This is a genomic window from Mesorhizobium sp. YC-39 (genome assembly GCF_025753795.1).
In the GTDB taxonomy this organism is placed as follows: domain Bacteria; phylum Pseudomonadota; class Alphaproteobacteria; order Rhizobiales; family Rhizobiaceae; genus Mesorhizobium.
In genome coordinates this window covers 1,025,811-1,042,082 of sequence record NZ_JAOWPS010000001.1, presented here as the reverse complement: position 1 = coordinate 1,042,082, position 16,272 = coordinate 1,025,811, and the positions used below count along the sequence as shown (strand labels likewise).

Annotated in this window: 17 protein-coding genes and 1 other RNA gene; 4 read left to right on the top strand and 14 right to left on the bottom strand. The window is 63.0% G+C overall.

The window, feature by feature from the left end; translation table 11 throughout:
* Nucleotides 1-22: 22 nt before the first annotated feature.
* From OHD62_RS04970 to ffs, 12 genes are all read right to left on the bottom strand, one after another.
* Nucleotides 23-781: an ABC transporter ATP-binding protein gene (locus OHD62_RS04970; RefSeq protein WP_263781324.1), complete on the bottom strand. Its 759-nt coding sequence runs from the start codon at nt 779-781 to the stop codon at nt 23-25.
* Nucleotides 778-1,617 (bottom strand): ABC transporter ATP-binding protein, encoded by an 840-nt coding sequence (locus tag OHD62_RS04965; protein WP_263781323.1) that lies wholly within the window; start codon nt 1,615-1,617, stop codon nt 778-780. The genes OHD62_RS04970 and OHD62_RS04965 overlap by 4 nt, the downstream gene beginning before the upstream one ends.
* A complete protein-coding gene (gene nikC, locus OHD62_RS04960) occupies nt 1,614-2,534 on the bottom strand; it encodes a nickel transporter permease (RefSeq protein WP_263781322.1) in 921 nt (306 codons plus the stop codon). The genes OHD62_RS04965 and nikC overlap by 4 nt, the downstream gene beginning before the upstream one ends.
* Nucleotides 2,531-3,598, bottom strand: coding sequence for an ABC transporter permease (locus tag OHD62_RS04955; RefSeq protein WP_263781320.1), 1,068 nt, complete (start codon nt 3,596-3,598; stop codon nt 2,531-2,533). The genes nikC and OHD62_RS04955 overlap by 4 nt, the downstream gene beginning before the upstream one ends.
* Before the next feature lie 18 nt (nt 3,599-3,616).
* Complete coding sequence (locus tag OHD62_RS04950) at nt 3,617-5,260, bottom strand: ABC transporter substrate-binding protein (protein ID WP_263781318.1); 1,644 nt, start codon at nt 5,258-5,260, stop codon at nt 3,617-3,619.
* 252 nt (nt 5,261-5,512) lie between these two features.
* Nucleotides 5,513-6,760 carry a lytic murein transglycosylase gene (locus OHD62_RS04945; protein ID WP_263781317.1) on the bottom strand — a complete coding sequence of 416 codons (1,248 nt, stop codon included), beginning with the start codon at nt 6,758-6,760 and terminating at the stop codon, nt 5,513-5,515.
* Between the two features lie 29 nt (nt 6,761-6,789).
* Nucleotides 6,790-7,395, bottom strand: coding sequence for a recombination mediator RecR (recR, locus tag OHD62_RS04940; RefSeq protein WP_263781316.1), 606 nt, complete (start codon nt 7,393-7,395; stop codon nt 6,790-6,792).
* A 105-nt stretch (nt 7,396-7,500) separates the two neighbouring features.
* On the bottom strand, nt 7,501-8,490 hold the full coding sequence (locus OHD62_RS04935) for a cell wall hydrolase (RefSeq protein ID WP_263781315.1): 990 nt from the start codon (nt 8,488-8,490) through the stop codon (nt 7,501-7,503).
* A gap of 131 nt (nt 8,491-8,621) precedes the next feature.
* The gene (locus OHD62_RS04930; protein WP_263781314.1) at nt 8,622-9,041 is read right to left on the bottom strand and encodes a hypothetical protein; all 420 of its coding nucleotides are present in this window, start codon (nt 9,039-9,041) and stop codon (nt 8,622-8,624) included.
* 15 nt (nt 9,042-9,056) lie between these two features.
* Nucleotides 9,057-9,380, bottom strand: coding sequence for a YbaB/EbfC family nucleoid-associated protein (locus OHD62_RS04925; protein ID WP_006199387.1), 324 nt, complete (start codon nt 9,378-9,380; stop codon nt 9,057-9,059).
* Between the two features lie 31 nt (nt 9,381-9,411).
* Nucleotides 9,412-11,244 carry a DNA polymerase III subunit gamma/tau gene (locus OHD62_RS04920; RefSeq protein WP_263781313.1) on the bottom strand — a complete coding sequence of 611 codons (1,833 nt, stop codon included), beginning with the start codon at nt 11,242-11,244 and terminating at the stop codon, nt 9,412-9,414.
* A gap of 106 nt (nt 11,245-11,350) precedes the next feature.
* An RNA gene (ffs, locus tag OHD62_RS04915) (signal recognition particle sRNA small type) lies at nt 11,351-11,447 on the bottom strand.
* A gap of 158 nt (nt 11,448-11,605) precedes the next feature.
* Between ffs and OHD62_RS04910 the strand changes: the two genes are divergently transcribed.
* The 3 genes from OHD62_RS04910 to OHD62_RS04900 are packed head-to-tail and all read left to right on the top strand — an operon-like array spanning nt 11,606 to nt 13,336.
* Complete coding sequence (locus OHD62_RS04910; protein WP_263781312.1) at nt 11,606-12,025, top strand: HIT domain-containing protein; 420 nt, start codon at nt 11,606-11,608, stop codon at nt 12,023-12,025.
* Nucleotides 12,026-12,066: 41 nt separating this feature from the next.
* A complete protein-coding gene (nudC, locus tag OHD62_RS04905) occupies nt 12,067-13,008 on the top strand; it encodes an NAD(+) diphosphatase (protein ID WP_263781311.1) in 942 nt (313 codons plus the stop codon).
* Between the two features lie 25 nt (nt 13,009-13,033).
* Nucleotides 13,034-13,336, top strand: coding sequence for a Dabb family protein (locus tag OHD62_RS04900; RefSeq protein ID WP_263781310.1), 303 nt, complete (start codon nt 13,034-13,036; stop codon nt 13,334-13,336).
* A 43-nt stretch (nt 13,337-13,379) separates the two neighbouring features.
* Here OHD62_RS04900 and OHD62_RS04895 read toward each other — a convergent pair whose 3' ends face one another.
* On the bottom strand, nt 13,380-14,243 hold the full coding sequence (locus tag OHD62_RS04895) for a prephenate dehydratase (RefSeq protein WP_263781309.1): 864 nt from the start codon (nt 14,241-14,243) through the stop codon (nt 13,380-13,382).
* 24 nt (nt 14,244-14,267) lie between these two features.
* Nucleotides 14,268-14,996: a 3-deoxy-manno-octulosonate cytidylyltransferase gene (locus OHD62_RS04890; RefSeq protein ID WP_263781308.1), complete on the bottom strand. Its 729-nt coding sequence runs from the start codon at nt 14,994-14,996 to the stop codon at nt 14,268-14,270.
* Between the two features lie 192 nt (nt 14,997-15,188).
* On the opposite strand from OHD62_RS04890, the gene OHD62_RS04885 reads away from it, so the two are divergent.
* Nucleotides 15,189-15,863, top strand: coding sequence for a c-type cytochrome (locus tag OHD62_RS04885; protein WP_263781307.1), 675 nt, complete (start codon nt 15,189-15,191; stop codon nt 15,861-15,863).
* The last annotated feature ends 409 nt before the right edge of the window (nt 15,864-16,272 follow it).

Sequence of the window (16,272 nt, the reverse complement as noted above, 5' to 3'; positions counted from 1 at the left end):
CTTTCCCAAAAGCAACGCGGCCTCAGTCGGCTCGCGCCGTCCGCACGAACCCCTCGCTCGCTCTGAGGAGGTTGCGTGTATAATCCTTGGCCACACGGTGCCCGACAAGCTGGCTCGCCGTGAGATTCTCGATCGCCTCGCCGCTCTGCATGACCATCAGCCGCTCGCACATATGGGTGATGATGGCGAGGTCGTGGCTGACCATCAGGAAGGTCAGCTTGCGCCGCCGCCGCACCTCTTCCAGAAGGTTGAGCACTTCCGCCTGCACCGAGGCATCGAGCGCCGAGGTCGGCTCGTCGAGCAACAGGATCGACGGCTCCAGGATGAGTGCACGGGCGATCGCGACGCGCTGGCGCTGGCCGCCTGACAATTGATGCGCATAGCGAAAGCGGAAGCCGGTTCCGAGGCCCACCTCGTCCAGCGCGCGTATGATGCGCTTCTCGCCGTCGGCAAAACCGTGGATGGCGAGCGGCTCCTGCAGCAGGCGGTCGACGGTCTGGCGCGGATGCAGCGAGCCGTAGGGATCCTGGAAGACCATCTGCACCTCGCGGTAGAAGGCCTTGTCGCGATTCTTGCCGAGGGTCTTGCCGTTGACGGTGATGCTGCCGGAGGCGATGGGCGCCAAGCCGGCGATTGCCCTCAGCAGCGTCGACTTGCCGGAACCGGATTCCCCGACGAGTCCATAGGACTCGCCTGACCTGACTTCGAGGCTGACGCCCTTAAGCGCGCGAAAGCGGTCGAAGATCACCTCCAGGCCGTCTACGGAAAGCGCCGCATTCATGCCGCCCACTCCGGCTTGCGGTCGAGCACTGGCAGCGGGTGGCGTTCGAAGCCGATCCTGGGCATGCAGTTGAGCAGGCCGCGCGTGTAGGGATGCTGGGCGTCGCGGAGCTCCGACGCCTTAAGTTGCTCGACCACCTTGCCGGCATACATGACGATCACCCGGTCACAGAAGGAGGAGACCAAGCGCAGGTCGTGCGAGATGAAGATCAGCCCCATGCCGCGCTCGCTGACCAGCCTGTCGAGGATGCCGAGCACGTCGAGCTGCACGGTGACGTCGAGCGCCGAGGTCGGCTCGTCGGCGATCATCATCTCCGGCCCGGCGATCAGCATCATGGCGATCATGGCGCGCTGCCCCATGCCGCCGGAAACCTCGTGCGGATGCAGATCGAAAACCCGCGCGGGATCGCGAATCTGGACGGCTTCCAGCATGGCGAGCGCGCGGTCGCGGGCTTCCGCCTTGGAGACCCTCTCATGCGTGCGCAGCGTCTCGACGATCTGGCGGCCAATGCTCATCACCGGATCGAGCGAATATTTCGGATCCTGCAGGATCATGGCGATGCGCTTTCCCCGCAGCGCCCGGCGTTCGCGCGGCGGCGCGGCAAGCAGGTCGATACCGTCGAAAGCAAGCGTCTTGGCCGTCACCTCCGCTTGCGGTGGCGTCAGGCCCATGATGGCACGACCGGTCTGCGACTTGCCGGAGCCGCTCTCGCCGACAATGCCCAGCCGCTCGCGGCCGAGCGAGAAGGAAACGCCGCGCACTGCCTGGACCTGACCGATGCGCGTCGGGAAGTTGATGCGCAGGTCCTCGACCTCCAGCAACGTCTTGCCGCTCATTGGTCGCCGCTCCGAGGATCGAGCGCGTCACGCAGGCCGTCGCCGAGCAGATTAAAACCAAGGCTGACGATGAGGATGGCGAAGCCCGGCGCACCCGCCACCCACCATTGGTCGAGCACGAAGCGGCGGCCTGAAGCGATCATCGCACCCCATTCGGGCAGCGGCGGTTGCGCGCCGAGACCGAGGAAGCCGAGGCCGGCGGCGGTCAGAATGATGCCGGCCATGTCCAGCGTCACCCTGATGATGAGCGAGGAAATGCAGAGCGGCATGATATGGCGAAGCACGATGCGGAACGGTGAAGCGCCCATCAATTGCACTGCCTTGATGTAATCGGAGTTGCGCACAGTCAGCGTCTCGGCGCGCGCAATGCGGGCGTAAGGCGGCCACGAGGTGATGGCGATGGCGAGCACTGCGTTTTCGATGCCGGGGCCGAGTGCGGCGACGAAGGCCAGCGCCAGGATCAGCTTCGGGAAGGCGAGGAAGATGTCGGTGATGCGCATCAGGATCGCATCGGTCCAGCCGCCGGCATAGCCGGCGACAGTTCCGACCAACAGGCCAATGGGTGCCGCGATGACGGCGACCAGGATGACGACGTAGAGCGTCCAGCGCGAGCCATAGATGATGCGCGAGTAGATGTCGCGGCCGAGGTCGTCGGTGCCGAACCAGTGGGCGGCGCTGGGCGCCAGCAAGCGCGAACCCTTCAGGTCGCCAAATGTCGGCGAATAGGGCGCCAGCACGTCGGCGAAAGCCGCGACCAACAGCAGCGCGATGATGATCAGCAGGCCGACAAACGCCAGCCGGTTGGCGGAAAAGCGCCGCCAGGTCACGTAGGCGCGGCCGAGCCTGGCCTGCATGCGCGAGGCCGGCCGCTCGCTGAGCAGCCAGTCGCGGCGGCTCTGGACGACCTCCGTGCTCATTCGACCTTGGTCCTTGGGTCGAGCACCCGGTAGAGCAGGTCGGAGAACAGGTTTATGGCGATGAAGACCGAGCCGATGACGATGGTGCCGCCGAGTACGGCGTTCATGTCGGCGTTCTGCAGCGAATTGGTGATGTAGAGGCCGATGCCCGGCCACGAGAACACCGTCTCGGTCAGCACCGAGCCTTCGAGCAGACCGGCATAGGACAGTGCGATGACGGTGACCATCGGCACCGCGGCGTTGCGCAGCGCATGGGCCCAGACGATGCGTCTTTCCGACAGGCCCTTGGCGCGCGCCGCGACAATGTATTCCTGGGAAAGCTCGTTCAGCATGAACGAGCGCGTCATGCGGCTGATATAGGCGAGCGAGAAATAGCCGAGTAACGAGGCCGGCAGGATGATGTGGCGAAAGGCGTCGTAGAAGACATCCCATTGCCCCTGCATCGCCGCGTCGAGAAGATAGAAGCCGGTGATCGGCGTAAAGGTGTATTCGTAGACGACATCAAGCCGCGCCGGGAAGGCGACCCATTGCAGCTTGGCGTAGAACAGCACAAGCCCAAGCAGGCCCAGCCAGAAGATCGGTACGGAATAGCCGATCAGGCCGATGATGCGCACGATCTGGTCGATGAGGCTGCCGCGCCTGACCGCGGCCAGAACGCCGAGTGGCACGCCGATGACCGAGCCGATCAGCGTACCCAGCGTCGCCAGTTCGATGGTTGCTGGGAAGGCGCGGCGAATGTCGGTCATGACCGGGTTGGTGGTCAGCACCGAGGTGCCGAAATCCCCATTCAGGGCATTCTTCACATAGATATAGAACTGCTCGATCAGCGGCAGGTCGAGCCCCATCTCGCGGCGTGTGCGCTCGACGACGTTGGCCGGCGCCCTGTCACCGAGCACTGCCAGCACCGGATCGATCGGGATAACCCTGCCGATGAAGAAGGTCACCGCGAGAAGGCCGAGATATGTGGTCACCGCAATGACCAGGAAGCGGCCGATCGACGACAGAACAGCGACGGCACGGGTACCGCCGCGTTCTGCCGTCGCCTGGTTCTCAGCCACGCTCATGCGGCGCGTCCGCCGGCATCACTCCTTGGAGACCGGGCCGACGAAGTTGGTGTCGAAGCTCGGGCCGAGGGCGAAGCCCTTGAGGTTCTTGCGCAGGCCAGCCACTTCCAGCTGCTGGTGGATGACGACGAAGGGGCTGGTGTCGAGGATCTTCTTCTCGAGATCCTGGTACATCGCGGCGCGCTTGGCCGAATCCTTCTCGAGCAGGGCAGCTTCGGTTTCTTTGGTCAGGTCCGGAATGTCCCAGGCATTGCGCCAGGCCAGTGTCTTGGTCTTGCCTTCATCCGAATTGTCGGGGTTCGAGGCGAAGGTCTGCGCATTGGAGTTCGGATCGAAATAGTCCTGGCCCCACTGGCCGATATAGATGTCGTGATTGCGCGCGCGGTATTTGGTCAGTGTCTGCTTGCCGTCGCCGGGAATGATCTCCAGCTTGATGCCGGCCTGCCCCAGCGTCTGCTGGATCGATTCCGCCATGCCGGTCACCGGCTGGATGTTGCGTACGTCCATGGTGACGCTGAAGCCGTCGGCGAGGCCGGCCTTGGCCAGCAGTTCCTTGGCCTTGGCGACATCGAGCTTGAACGGGTTCTCGTCCAATTCGCCGAGCACGCCCTTGGGCAGGAAAGTCTGGTGGATCTCACCGATGCCCTTGAGGATGGTGGAGCCCAGCGCGTCATAGTCGACCAGATATTTGAACGCCTGGCGAACCTCGGGCTTGGCGAGGTTCGGGTTCTTCTGGTTGAGGCTGATGTAGTACACCGTGCCCTTCGGCGCGCTGATCGAGGTGAGATCGGCGTTCTTGGCGATGGCGTCGAGGTCGTTCGGCTCGAGGTTGCGGGCAACGTCGATGTCACCGGCCTCGAGCGCCAGGCGCTGCGCCGAGCTTTCCTTCATATTGCGATAGATGACGCGGGCAAGTTTGGCTTTTTCACCGAAATAGTTGTCGTTGCGCTCCATGACGACAGCCTCGTTGGCGCGCCATTCGCGCAGCTTGTAGGCGCCGGAACCGGCATAGCCGGTCTTCAGCCAGGCATTGCCGAAATCATTATCCCATTTGTAGTCGGCGCTCGGCGTCACCGCCGCGACATGTTCCTTGACCAGCTTGGCGTCGACCACCGAGGCGACGGTCGCCGACAGGCAATTCAGGACGAAGCTCGGCGCATAGGCCTTGTCGACGGTGAACTGGAACGTGGCGTCATCGACAGCCTTGGCTTTTTCGGCGACATTGTCGCCGCTGATGCCGAACTGTCCGATGATGAAGGCCGGGCTCTTGTCCAGCTTGATGGCGCGCTCGAAGGAATAGGCGACGTCGGCTGCCGTGATCGGATTGCCCGAAGCGAACTTCAGGCCGGGCTTGAGCTTGAAGGTGTAGACCAGGCCATCGTCGGAAACCGTCCAGCTTTCGGCGAGATCGCCCTTGACCCTGGAGGTGTCGCTGAGGTCGAGGCGGACCAGAAGATCATAGGTGTTGCCGGTGACCTCGGCGGTCGACAGTTCGAACGCCTCGCCCGGGTCCATGGAGATGATGTCGTCGATCGCGAAGCCTTCGACCAGCGTGTCGGCGGGCGTGACTGCAAGGGCGGGCGCGCCGGCCAGAAGCAGCGCCGACATGGCCGCGCCGGCGAGCAAGATACGGGAGCGAAGAGCAAACTTTTCCATCATCATGGTGACTGTTCCCTGTTTTTGTTGACCTGAGTTCCCGGCTCAGGGCTGAAGCGTTCTTGTGCCGGCCGAACGATGGCCCCGGACCTGTTATCGCGGCAATTTTTGTCCAGTTGGTCCACACCATATCGGGCGACCGCAAACCCGGCAACGAGCATTTTTTCCAGCCGGTTACTGCGGCCAAAACGGCGGCAGCGAGCGACCGGGAATGCTCATCAACGGCAGTCACAGAACAGGAAATTCCTGTTTTTCCAGTTATTTAATCGTCACAACCAGATCGGCGTCGGGAAAACAGGTAGCGGCATGGCCGTTCTTCACCTGCCATTTGCCGATCGAGCGGCGCGTCTTGAACCCGGGCAGGCCGTCGGCGCTGCCGACGTCGTAGCCCTTGGCTTCCAATGCCCGTTGCAGGGCGGCGATATCAGACCTGTGTAGACCGCCGACCGCGCCCCAGCTGCCGGAGAAATTGCTGTCGCCATGGGCGATACGATCGGCGCCATGGCCGATGAACAGGGCATAGAGGTCGCTGGTGTTGTATTCCTTCAGCACGTAGAAATTCGGCGTGACGATGAAGGCCGGACCGCTGCGGCCGGCCGGCATCAAAAGAAATCCTTCCTTCTTCAACTCGCTCGCCGGAAACGCCTTGCCGCCGACGCGCTGGATGCCCATAGCGGCCCATTCGGAAATCCTCTTGCCCTGGTCGGGTCCTTCGAGCGAGCAGGAGACGCTCTCGGGCGCCGTCACTTCGAAACCCCAGCCACGGCCCTTCACCCAGCCATAGTGCACGAGATAGTTTGCGATCGAGGCCAGCGTGTCCGGTACAGAATTCCAGATGTCGGCGCGGCCGTCGCCATCAAAATCGACGGCGTGTTTGAGGAAAGATGTCGGCATGAATTGCGGCTGGCCGAGCGCGCCCGCCCAGGACGATTTCATCGCGCCGACCGGCGCCAGCCCGCGCTCGACGATTTCGAGTGCGGCCAAAAGCTCGGTGCGAAAGAACTCTTTCTTTGTCGACATGAACGCCTTGGTGCCCAGCACTTCGAAGGCGTCGTAGGGCATCTTCGCCGCGCCGAAGCCGGTCTCGCGGCCCCAGATCGCCAGCAGCACCTCGCCCGGCACACCGTAGTGCTTCTCGATCGCGGCAAGCGTCCTGGCATTGGCCGCCTCCCGCGTCCGGCCGCCTGATGTGACGGCGCGAACCGTCTTTTCGGCGAAATAGGCGCCAGGCGAACCGAACTCGGCCTGATGCTGCTTCTGCGGCGTCGTCGCCTTTTTTCCCGGCGTCACCAGGTCGGGCAGTTTGAGGTTCGGTTTGACGCCGTCGAAGGCGGCATCGAAGGCCTTTTCGGAGATGCCTTTCGCCTTGGCTTCGGGCCAGAGGTCGTTCTGCAGCCAGGCCCGGAACTGGTCGTCGATTTTTGCGGCGGAAGCTGGGGTGGCGAGGAGGGCGAGAAGCGCCGCCAGGAAGAATGCGAATGTGAATATGCGAAGGAATGCAGTCATCTCAGGAGCACCCTTCCCCGCCAATTGCGTCAAAACGCCGTCCGCGAGCGCAGCGCGGCGGCCAGCGTGCCCTCGTCGAGATAGTCGAGTTCGCCGCCGACCGGCACACCATGCGCCAGCCGTGTCACCTTGACCTGAAAGCCGGAGAGCTGATCGGTGAGGTAATGCGCGGTGGTCTGGCCCTCGACCGTGGCGTTGACGGCGAGAATGACCTCCTTGACCTCGCCACCGGCGACACGATCGACCAGCGAGCGGATGTTGAGCTGCTCGGGGCCGATGCCGTCGAGCGGCGACAGCGTGCCGCCGAGCACGTGGTAGCGCACATTCATGGCGGCCGCCCGTTCCAGCGCCCAGAGATCAGAGACGTCCTCGACGACGATCAGCGTGCCGGCATCACGGCGCGGATCGGTGCAGATCATGCAAGGGTCCGACGTATCGACATTGCCGCAGGTCGAGCAGATGCGCACCTTGTCGACCGCCTCGCTCATGGCGGCGGCGAGCGGCGACAGCAGCTGTTCCTTCTTCTTGATGAGATGGAGTGCCGCGCGCCTGGCCGAACGGGGACCGAGTCCAGGCACCTTGGCCAGGAGTTGGATCAGGCGTTCGATCTCGGGACCGGCGATTCGCTTGGACATCGCATCGGTTTAGGATTTTTCCGCGCGCTTTGGAACACTACAACCGCGTGTCCCAATCAACGGCAAGGACATTGCCGCCAAGGCGATCGCAAGAACCCTTAGCCGTCAGTTTTCGTCCAGCGGACGGGTCTGGCCGGCGATCATCGCACCGATGGCGTCGGTATTCTCGGGCGTCGATTCAAACGCCATTGTCGGCTCGGCCGGCGCCGCCTGGGATGCGGTGACAGTTTGTGCTGCGGCAGTGCCGCCGAAACGGGCCGCGTCCGGTTCCTGCATCGGCTCTTGCATAGCCACAACGGTCCCATTCTCGCGCGTCCCGTTCTCGCGGACCGCCTTCACCAAAGTTGCCTTTGCGGGCTTTGCCGGCAGCGACGCGGCTGCGGTCACATAGGTTGCCTGTGTCAGGGTCGCCTGGACAGGGGTTGCCTGGTCCGGGATTGTTCTGGACGACGTTGCCTTGGCCGCCCTTACCGGCGCGGCGGAGGCGACGAGCGTGACCGGAGCGGCAGGCGTCGACGTCCGCGGCGCAGCCTGGGCTACCGCGACCATCGGCTCGTCGGGCAGCGGCTTCCAGTTCCGTCCACGCTTTTCATAGAAGGCATTGCCGCCGGCAACCATGGTGTAGTGCATGTTCTTGTAGGGGAAACGCAGGCCGGCTGTGTGGAAGAACATCGTGTTCTTCAGCTTGGCCTTGCGCTCGCCCTTGAGCACGGCCTCGGCGGCTTCCTCGACATCGGGCATCGCCTTCGAATTCATCGGCCGCGTCATTACGCCCGGCGCGAACTGCCCGCGCTCGCCGACCACCTGGCAGATGGTGTTGCCGTGCTTGCCGGAGCGCAGCCGGTTCATGACCACCGTGCCGACGGCAATCATGCCGTCACGGCTCGACCGGTTGGACTCGAAAAACATCGCGCGCTCCAGGCACTCCTTGTCCTTCGGCGTGGAATTGTAGGCCCGGGTATTGAGGAAACTCGGCGTGATGGCATCGGTCAGGCTGGACATGCCATGCGAGGTGGTCTGGCTGCAGGCGGCCAAGAACAGCGGAGAAGTGACGACGCCGAGCAACAACGGCATCTTCCATGGGGTAGAGATCAAAAGTGTCCCCTCGTTTCTGCTGCCAGCCCGCCCCTGGTTGCGGCAAGAATGAGACACTTTCAGGCAAAAAGATGGCTAAAGCGTTATTGAGTGGAAAGTTGCAGAATAGACACACCCGATAAAGGGCAGATTTAACTGGCTGACGGCACGAGCCGTAGCCCGGGTTCGGCCTCTTCGAACTCCTCCGAAAACAGCCCGCGTTGCAGGAACAGCAGGCGCGCATCCCTTGCTTTCGGCGCAATCTGCCGCGGCCAACTGCTTTCGACGAACTCGGCCTTGGTGAAATCAGGGGTTGCCGCACAGGCAGCTTCGAGAAAATCGGCAATTTCCAGCACGATCGCGCGTTCGTCCCTCGAAAGAGCCGACGTGCCGGATTCGATCGATGGGCGATGGACGAAATCCTCGAAAAGATTGAGATAACCGCTGATCCCGACCAGATCCACGCCGTTGTCGCAATCGGCCAGGATTTCCAGGATCTCATAGATCCTGTTTCGGACGCGCTGCTCTATCAGCCTGGCCGAAGGGTCTGTGGTCACGGATGCCGCTGGCATGGCTGGATCCCGATCCTAGAAAGGCAGCTTCATTCCCGGGGGTATCGGCAATCCCGCCGTTAGCGCCTTGGTCTTCTCCTGCATGACTTGCTCGACCTTGTTCTTGGCATCATTGTGGGCGGCGAGCAGCAGATCCTCCAGGATCTCGACCTCGTCCTCCTTGAACAGCGACGGGTCGATCTTCAGCGACTTCATCTCGAACTTGCCGGTCAGCGTCACGCTGACCAGTCCGCCGCCGGCCTGACCGGTGGCTTCCAGCGTGGCGATCTCATCCTGCATGGCCTGGAACTTGGCCTGCATTTCTTTCGCCTTGCCCATCAGGCCGAGAAGATCTTTCATGGTCCGATCCTTTGCAGGTTCACACAGTTTGTCAGGGTTCGTCGTCGTCCGCCGTCGGCTCGACCGGCATTTCGGCCTCGACCGCATCGGCTTCCGGCGCGTCGGGAATACGCACGTCTATGATCTTGGCCCCGGGAAACCGCGCGAGGATGGCGGCGACGGTCGGGTCGCTCTTGGCATCGAGGAAGGCATTTTCGCGCCTGGTCGATTCCATTTCGGCCAGCGTCTGGCCGCCTTCTTCCTTCGACAGCGACACCAGCCAGTTGCGGCCCGTCCAGGCGCGCAGCTTGGCGGTCAGATCGTTGAGCAGCATCTTCGGCGCGTCGGCAGTCAGGCTGACATCGATGCGGCCGAGCTCGATGCGCACCAGGCGCACGCAGCGCTTCACCAGCACCTTGAAGGCCATGTCGCGATTGGCGTCGGCAAGGGCGACGATGTCGGCCAGCGATTTCACTGGCACCGGCGGGGTCTCGACGACCGGCTCAGGCGGCGCAACAAAGGCAGAAGGCACCGGTTCGGGCTCGACCAGCCGCATCGTCTGCGCACCGCCGCCGGTCGCCGGCATTCGCGTCTGCGCCACGGTGCTGGCGCCGCCGCCGTTGCCAGGGCCTGGTGGGCCAGAACTTGCCGGACCAGCGCTTGCCGGTGTCCCATTCGAACGCGGCGCGCCGTTCGGGACAGATGCAGCGCCCTCCAGCGACTTCAGCGCCTCGTCCAGCGTCGGCAGGTCGGCGGCATGCGCCAGCCGGATCAGCACCATTTCGGCGGCGCTGACCGGCCGATTGGAAGACTGCACCTCGGGAATGCCTTTCAGCAGCATTTGCCATGTCCGTGACAGCACCCTGACCGACAGCGTCCTGGCGAAGTCGGCGCCGCGCCGGCGCTCGTCCTCGGACAGCGAGGCATCGTCGAGGGCCGTCGGCACGAAACGCAGACGGGTGACGAGGTGATTGAACTCGGCAAGGTCGGTCAGCACCGCGGCCGGATCGGCGCCGATGTCATATTGGGCCCGGAATTCGGCAAGGGCGGCGGCTACGTCACCCTTCATCACATGTTCGAACAGGTCGACGATGCGGGCGCGGTCGGCCAGCCCCAGCATGGCCCGCACGGCCTCGGCAGTGACCTTGCTGGCGCCGTGGGCGATTGCCTGGTCCAGGATCGATTGCGCGTCGCGCATCGACCCCTCGGCGGCTCGCGCAATCATCGCCAGCGCCTGATCCTCGGCATCGATGCCCTCGAGGCCGGCAATGCGACCAAGATCAGTCTTGATTACCGCCGGGTCGATGCGCCTGAGATCGAAGCGCTGGCAGCGCGACAGCACGGTGATCGGTACTTTGCGGATCTCGGTGGTAGCGAAGATGAATTTGACGTGCGGCGGCGGCTCTTCCAGCGTCTTCAGCAGGCCATTGAAAGCCTGGGTGGAGAGCATGTGCACTTCGTCGATGATATAGACCTTGTAGCGGGCCGAGACCGGCGCATAGCGAACGCGCTCGATGATGTCCCTGATGTCGTCGATGCCGGTGTGGGAGGCGGCGTCCATTTCGATGACGTCGACATGGCGGCCTTCCATGATCGCCTGGCAATGCTCGCCGGGCACGGAAAGGTCGACCGAAGGCTGGTCGACAGTGGCGGTCTTGTAGTTCAGCGCCCGCGCCAGGATGCGCGCCGTGGTGGTCTTGCCGACGCCACGCACGCCGGTCAGCATCCAGGCCTGGGCGATGCGGCCGGTGGCAAAGGCGTTGGTCAGGGTGCGGACCATCGGCTCCTGGCCGATCAGTTCGGAGAAATTCGAAGGACGGTATTTGCGCGCCAGAACGCGATAGGCAACGGCCTTTTCGGTTCCCGAATTTCCGGCTTCGCTCATTCGCCCGTAAAGCTCCAGAGGCCACGTCTGCAAGGCGGCCGATTCCTGCCCATAGTTTCGCCCGCAGGGCTTGGCGCCGTCAATGTCGCGGGAGAAAGGCGAAGAGGCGGGAGGCTGGAACAATGACCCGTTCCGGGCTCGTTAGGGCTGCTTCCTTCCGGACCTGACCCGGTTGGCGAGTGGATCGTCCACCACCAACCTCCCGCTTTCCATATCGGCAATTCGGCGGCGAAATGCAAGGGCGCTCGAGAATCGTCGCGCAACTGGCCAATGATTCGCTTGCATGCCTCTTGCGGCCCCTTGGCAGCCGCTCTAGCGTTCATGAGTTTGAGAAAAACACTACAAAGCGAGGAAAACGCCGATGCTGCCGGGCCTCAAGGCCGGATTCACGCTGGATGCCCGTCTGGAGGCAGACAGCGAGCAGCTAATGTGGCTCGGGCTGTGCGAGTTGCGGGTGATGAACGATCGGCGCTGGCCGTGGCTGCTGCTGGTGCCGCAGCGGCCGGGCGTGGAGGAAATCCACGATATGACGCCGCTCGACCAGGCCATGCTGACCTTCGAGACCAATATGGTGGCGCAGGCGCTGAAGCGCGTGACCGGCTGCACCAAGATCAACACAGGCGCGCTCGGCAACATTGTGCGCCAATTGCATGTCCATGTCATTGCCCGCTCGGAAGGCGACCCCGGCTGGCCAGGCCCGGTGTGGGGGCACGGCATGCGCGAACCCTACCAGCGCTCGGACCTGCGCCGATTTGCCCAAACGATCAAGGCAGCGTTATAAGCCTGTCTGGTATCCACCCTTGAGTTTTGCCTGAGTCTTCCATGAGCTTCCGCCTGTTTGACGCGCCCTTGCGCGAGCCGAGCCAGTTCGTCGGCTTCGCCGGCAACACGATTGACCGGCAATCCGAAAACCGCGCCGACGATTCCGTCGAAAAGGCGCTCGCCGATCCATCGACAAGACTTTTGCTGATGCATGGCGGGCGGCTCTATCTGAAGCCCGGAAATGGCGGCTTCGACCCCTGGTTCGGCGCCAGGGAAAGCCAACCGCTGCAGGCATCGCTCGATCGTGGCGTGCTGCTCGGCTTTTCCGAAAGCGGCCCGGTGCTCGCCGTGCCCGCCGGTATCGAACCCGAACAATTGCCGGAGGCGATCAAGGCCATCGACTACCGCTCTGTCTATATGCAGGGGCTGATCGACGAAGCTGCTGCCGGGGCGCTGGCGCAAGGGGCAGCGCTGCTCGCCTGGCATGCAAGCCATCGCTTCTGCAGCAAATGTGGCACGGAGTCCGAGATGCGGGCCGGCGGCTACAAACGGCTTTGCCCGGCCTGCGGCACTGAGCACTTTCCGCGCACCGACCCGGTGGCGATCATGCTTACGGCGACGCCCGAAAAATGCCTGCTCGGCCGCGGTCGGCATTTCGCGCCGGGCATGTATTCCGCACTTGCCGGCTTCATCGAGCCGGGCGAGACGATCGAGGCGGCAGTGCGCCGCGAAACGCTGGAGGAAGCCGGCATCCGGCTTGGCCGCGTCATCTACCATGCCAGCCAGCCCTGGCCGTTCCCCTATTCGCTGATGATCGGCTGCTTCGGCGAGCCGCTCAATGACGACATCCAGGCCGACCTCAATGAGCTGGAAGACTGCCGCTGGTTTTATCGCGACGAGGTGCGTTCGATGCTCGCCAAGGAGCATCCCGGCAATCTGTTCACACCGCCGAAGGGAGCGATTGCCTATAACCTCATCCGTGCCTGGGCAGACAGCGCGTAACGCAAAGACATCGCAGGAGGAAGAAATGATCCGTCACACCGTCGTGTTCACGCTGAAGCACCCGCCGCACTCGATCGAGGAGAAACGGTTCCTCGCCGATGCCAAGAGAATCCTCACCGCGATAAAGGGCGTCACGCATTTCGAGCAATTGCGGCAGGTCAGCCCCAAGAACGATTTCCGTTTCGGCTTCTCAATGGAGTTCGCCGACCAGCGGGCCTATACCGGCTACAACGACCATCCCGACCATGTCGCCTTCGTTCGCGACCGCTGGGTTCCGGAGGTCGAGGCCTTCATGGAGATCGACTACGTGCCGCTGGGCCTGCTCTGATTTTGCCTTGTCGCGCATTTTGCGCGACCTGCATCAGGCACCGTCAATCCGCCACCTTCCATTGCTCGCGCGATTCGCTGGCGGGATAGACACCCAGGATCCGCATCTCGCGCGAGAAGAAGCGCAGTTCGTCAAGCGCGAGCTTGACCAGCGGATCGTCGGGATGGCCCTCGATATCGGCATAGAACAATGTCGCCGTGAAGGCGCCGAGCTGATAGCTCTCCAGCTTGGTCATGTTGATGCCGTTGGTGGCGAAACCACCCATCGCCTTGTAGAGCGCGGCCGGCACGTTGCGAACGCGGAAAATGAAGGTCGTCATCATCTTGGTGTCGGCTGAGGGGCGTTCGGCCCATTGCCTGTTCCTGGTCAGCACGACGAAGCGGGTGACGTTGCTGTCGGTGTCCTCGACATTCTCCTCGATGATGTCGAGCCCGTAGAGCGTTGCGGCCAAAGCCGGTGCAAGCGCCGCCATGGTGCGGTCCTTCACCTCGGCGAGATGCTTGGCGGCGCCCGCGGTGTCACCGGCGACGATCGCCTTCCAGCCGTTCTTGCGGATGTATTTGCGGCATTGGCCGAGCGCATGGATATGGCTGTGCACGGTCTTGATCTCGTCGCGCCTGACGCCCGGCAGAACCATGAGCTGGAAATGGATCGGCAGGAAATATTCGCCGACAATGTGCAGCTTCGATTCCGGCAAAAGGTGATGGATATCGGCGACGCGGCCGGCAATGGTGTTTTCGATCGGAATCATGGCGAGGTCGGCCTTGCCGGTCTCGACCGCATTGAAGGCATCCTCGAAGGTCGGGCACGGCAACGGCTCCATATCAGGGAACATGTTGCGGCTGGCGGTGTCGGAATTGGCGCCGGGCTCGCCCTGGAAGGATATTCTGTTGGTCTTTTCAGGCATGCCAAATGTCTCGGTTGAAATGTCTCAGGTTGAAAGGATGGTTCTGGCACGTTCAAGGTCTTCCGGCGTGTCGACGCCGAGCGGCAGCGACTGAACGATCTCGGCGTCGATGCGCATGCCGGCCTCCAGCGCCCGCAATTGCTCCAGTCTCTCGCGCCGTTCCAGTGGCGATGGCTTCAGTGCAACGAAGCGCTCAAGCGCTGATCGGCGGTAGGCATAGAGGCCGATGTGATGATAGAGCGGCCCCTCACCCCAGGGCGCCGTGGCACGGGTGAAATAGAGCGCCCGCAGCCGCGTCCCGGACAGCGGCGAACCGACAATCTTGACGACGTTGGGATTGGTCTTTTCCTCGTCGCGGACGATCTCGACGCCGAGCGTGGCGATGTCTACCGCCGCATCGTCGAAGGGCTTCAGCGCGGCATTGATCGTATCGGGATCGATGGTCGGCAGGTCGCCTTGTACATTGACGATGGTTTCAACCTTGCGCCCGGGGTCGAGCGTGGCCAGCGCCTCGAAGATGCGGTCGGAGCCCGATTCGTGGTCCGTCCGTGTCATCACAGCCTCGAAACCGTGCAGGCGCACCGCTTCCGCCACGCTTTGCGTATCGGTGGCGACCACCACCCGGCCAAGCCCGGCATCGGCGGCGCGGCGGGCGACATGGACGATCATCGGCGCGCCGGCGATGTCGGCCAGCGGCTTGCCCGGCAGGCGGGTCGAGGCCATGCGGGCCGGGATGAGGATCAGCGTGGACATGACTACGGCAAGCGTTCGAAAAGAGGATGGGAAAAGTGGCAAAAGGTCTCACTGGAAGCGCCCTTATAGGTGTTGCAACGCCGGAGCAAAAGACCTAGTTTCCGCGCGATTTGACCGGCTCCGAGGGCTGGGTCGAGATACCGACGGACGGAGTGGACGGATCGGTCCGCCGGAAAAGGGAGCCTGGGGCGTATGGACTCTTTCGAAATCAACAAGCTGATCGGCGGGCTGCTCGGAACCATCTTCGTGGTCTTCTCGGTCGGCATCGTGTCCGACTCGCTGTTCGCCTCGCCCGCGCCGGAAAAGCCCGGCTTTGCCATTGAGGCGACCGAGCCCGCCGAAGGCGGTCCGGCCGCTCCCGCCGCTGAGGCTAAGCCGATCGCCGACCTGCTCGCCACCGCCAATGTCGAAGCGGGTGCCGCCGTGTTCAAGAAGTGCCAGGCCTGCCACTCCGGTGAAAAGGGCGGCCCGAACAAGGTCGGCCCCGATCTGTGGGACCTGATCGACCGTCCGGTGGCCGAGCATCAGGGCTTTGCCTATTCGGCCGGCATGAAGGATTTTTCCAAGGGCGGCGCCGAGAAGTGGACCTACGACAACATCAATCACTTCCTCACCTCGCCGAAGAAGTTCATTAAGGGCACGGCGATGGGCTTCGCCGGCCTGCCCAAGGATGAGGATCGCGCCAACGTCATCGCCTACCTGCGCACGCTGTCCGACAATCCGAAGCCATTGCCAACGCCTGGCGCTTCGGCCGACGCGGCGAAGCCCGCTGAGGGCGCAGCACCCGCCAAGCCCGCAGAAGGTGCGGCGCCGGCGGCTCCTGCGGCACCGACCCCCGCCGCTCCGACGCCTGCCCCGGCCCAGTGACAAAATTGTAATCGAAGCATCCCTAGAAAAGCCGGGTTCAGCCCGGCTTTTTTCATGGTCGATCGGCTCCGAGAGCGCCCTAAGCCATTGATTTTACATGGGACGGAGTTTTCGACCTCATCCAAAATCGGCCATTTAGGGACCGATCTGTACACCGTGCTCCTTCACCTCATCATGGATCTCAGAGTCAGATACATCCCATATGCGCTTAGGCTCATGATAGTTAGAAAAGCCGCGACAAGGCCGGCCCATTCAGACCTCGATCTGAATAGGCCCTTCGAGGTCTCAAACGCTACCAAACACGTGAAAGCCGCAAGCAATATACACATGCCAAAGAGCCCTACAAAAATGCTCTTCGGATATATCGGACGCAACAGAAGGCTTGCTATGCCAATTGCGTAGGTGACAG

Excerpts from the sequence above, each read along its gene's own strand:
- OHD62_RS04890 (WP_263781308.1), bottom strand. The coding sequence starts at position 14,996 with ATGTCCACGCTGATCCTCATCCCGGCCCGCATGGCCTCGACCCGCCTG.
- OHD62_RS04925 (WP_006199387.1), bottom strand. The coding sequence starts at position 9,380 with ATGAAAGATCTTCTCGGCCTGATGGGCAAGGCGAAAGAAATGCAGGCC.
- OHD62_RS04970 (WP_263781324.1), bottom strand. The coding sequence starts at position 781 with ATGAATGCGGCGCTTTCCGTAGACGGCCTGGAGGTGATCTTCGACCGC.
- OHD62_RS04885 (WP_263781307.1), top strand. The coding sequence starts at position 15,189 with ATGGACTCTTTCGAAATCAACAAGCTGATCGGCGGGCTGCTCGGAACC.
- OHD62_RS04950 (WP_263781318.1), bottom strand. The coding sequence starts at position 5,260 with ATGATGATGGAAAAGTTTGCTCTTCGCTCCCGTATCTTGCTCGCCGGC.
- nudC (WP_263781311.1), top strand. The coding sequence starts at position 12,067 with ATGAGCTTCCGCCTGTTTGACGCGCCCTTGCGCGAGCCGAGCCAGTTC.
- OHD62_RS04910 (WP_263781312.1), top strand. The coding sequence starts at position 11,606 with ATGCTGCCGGGCCTCAAGGCCGGATTCACGCTGGATGCCCGTCTGGAG.
- OHD62_RS04945 (WP_263781317.1), bottom strand. The coding sequence starts at position 6,760 with ATGACTGCATTCCTTCGCATATTCACATTCGCATTCTTCCTGGCGGCG.
- OHD62_RS04900 (WP_263781310.1), top strand. The coding sequence starts at position 13,034 with ATGATCCGTCACACCGTCGTGTTCACGCTGAAGCACCCGCCGCACTCG.
- OHD62_RS04895 (WP_263781309.1), bottom strand. The coding sequence starts at position 14,243 with ATGCCTGAAAAGACCAACAGAATATCCTTCCAGGGCGAGCCCGGCGCC.
- OHD62_RS04920 (WP_263781313.1), bottom strand. The coding sequence starts at position 11,244 with ATGAGCGAAGCCGGAAATTCGGGAACCGAAAAGGCCGTTGCCTATCGC.
- OHD62_RS04930 (WP_263781314.1), bottom strand. The coding sequence starts at position 9,041 with ATGCCAGCGGCATCCGTGACCACAGACCCTTCGGCCAGGCTGATAGAG.
- nikC (WP_263781322.1), bottom strand. The coding sequence starts at position 2,534 with ATGAGCACGGAGGTCGTCCAGAGCCGCCGCGACTGGCTGCTCAGCGAG.
- OHD62_RS04965 (WP_263781323.1), bottom strand. The coding sequence starts at position 1,617 with ATGAGCGGCAAGACGTTGCTGGAGGTCGAGGACCTGCGCATCAACTTC.
- OHD62_RS04955 (WP_263781320.1), bottom strand. The coding sequence starts at position 3,598 with ATGAGCGTGGCTGAGAACCAGGCGACGGCAGAACGCGGCGGTACCCGT.
- recR (WP_263781316.1), bottom strand. The coding sequence starts at position 7,395 with ATGTCCAAGCGAATCGCCGGTCCCGAGATCGAACGCCTGATCCAACTC.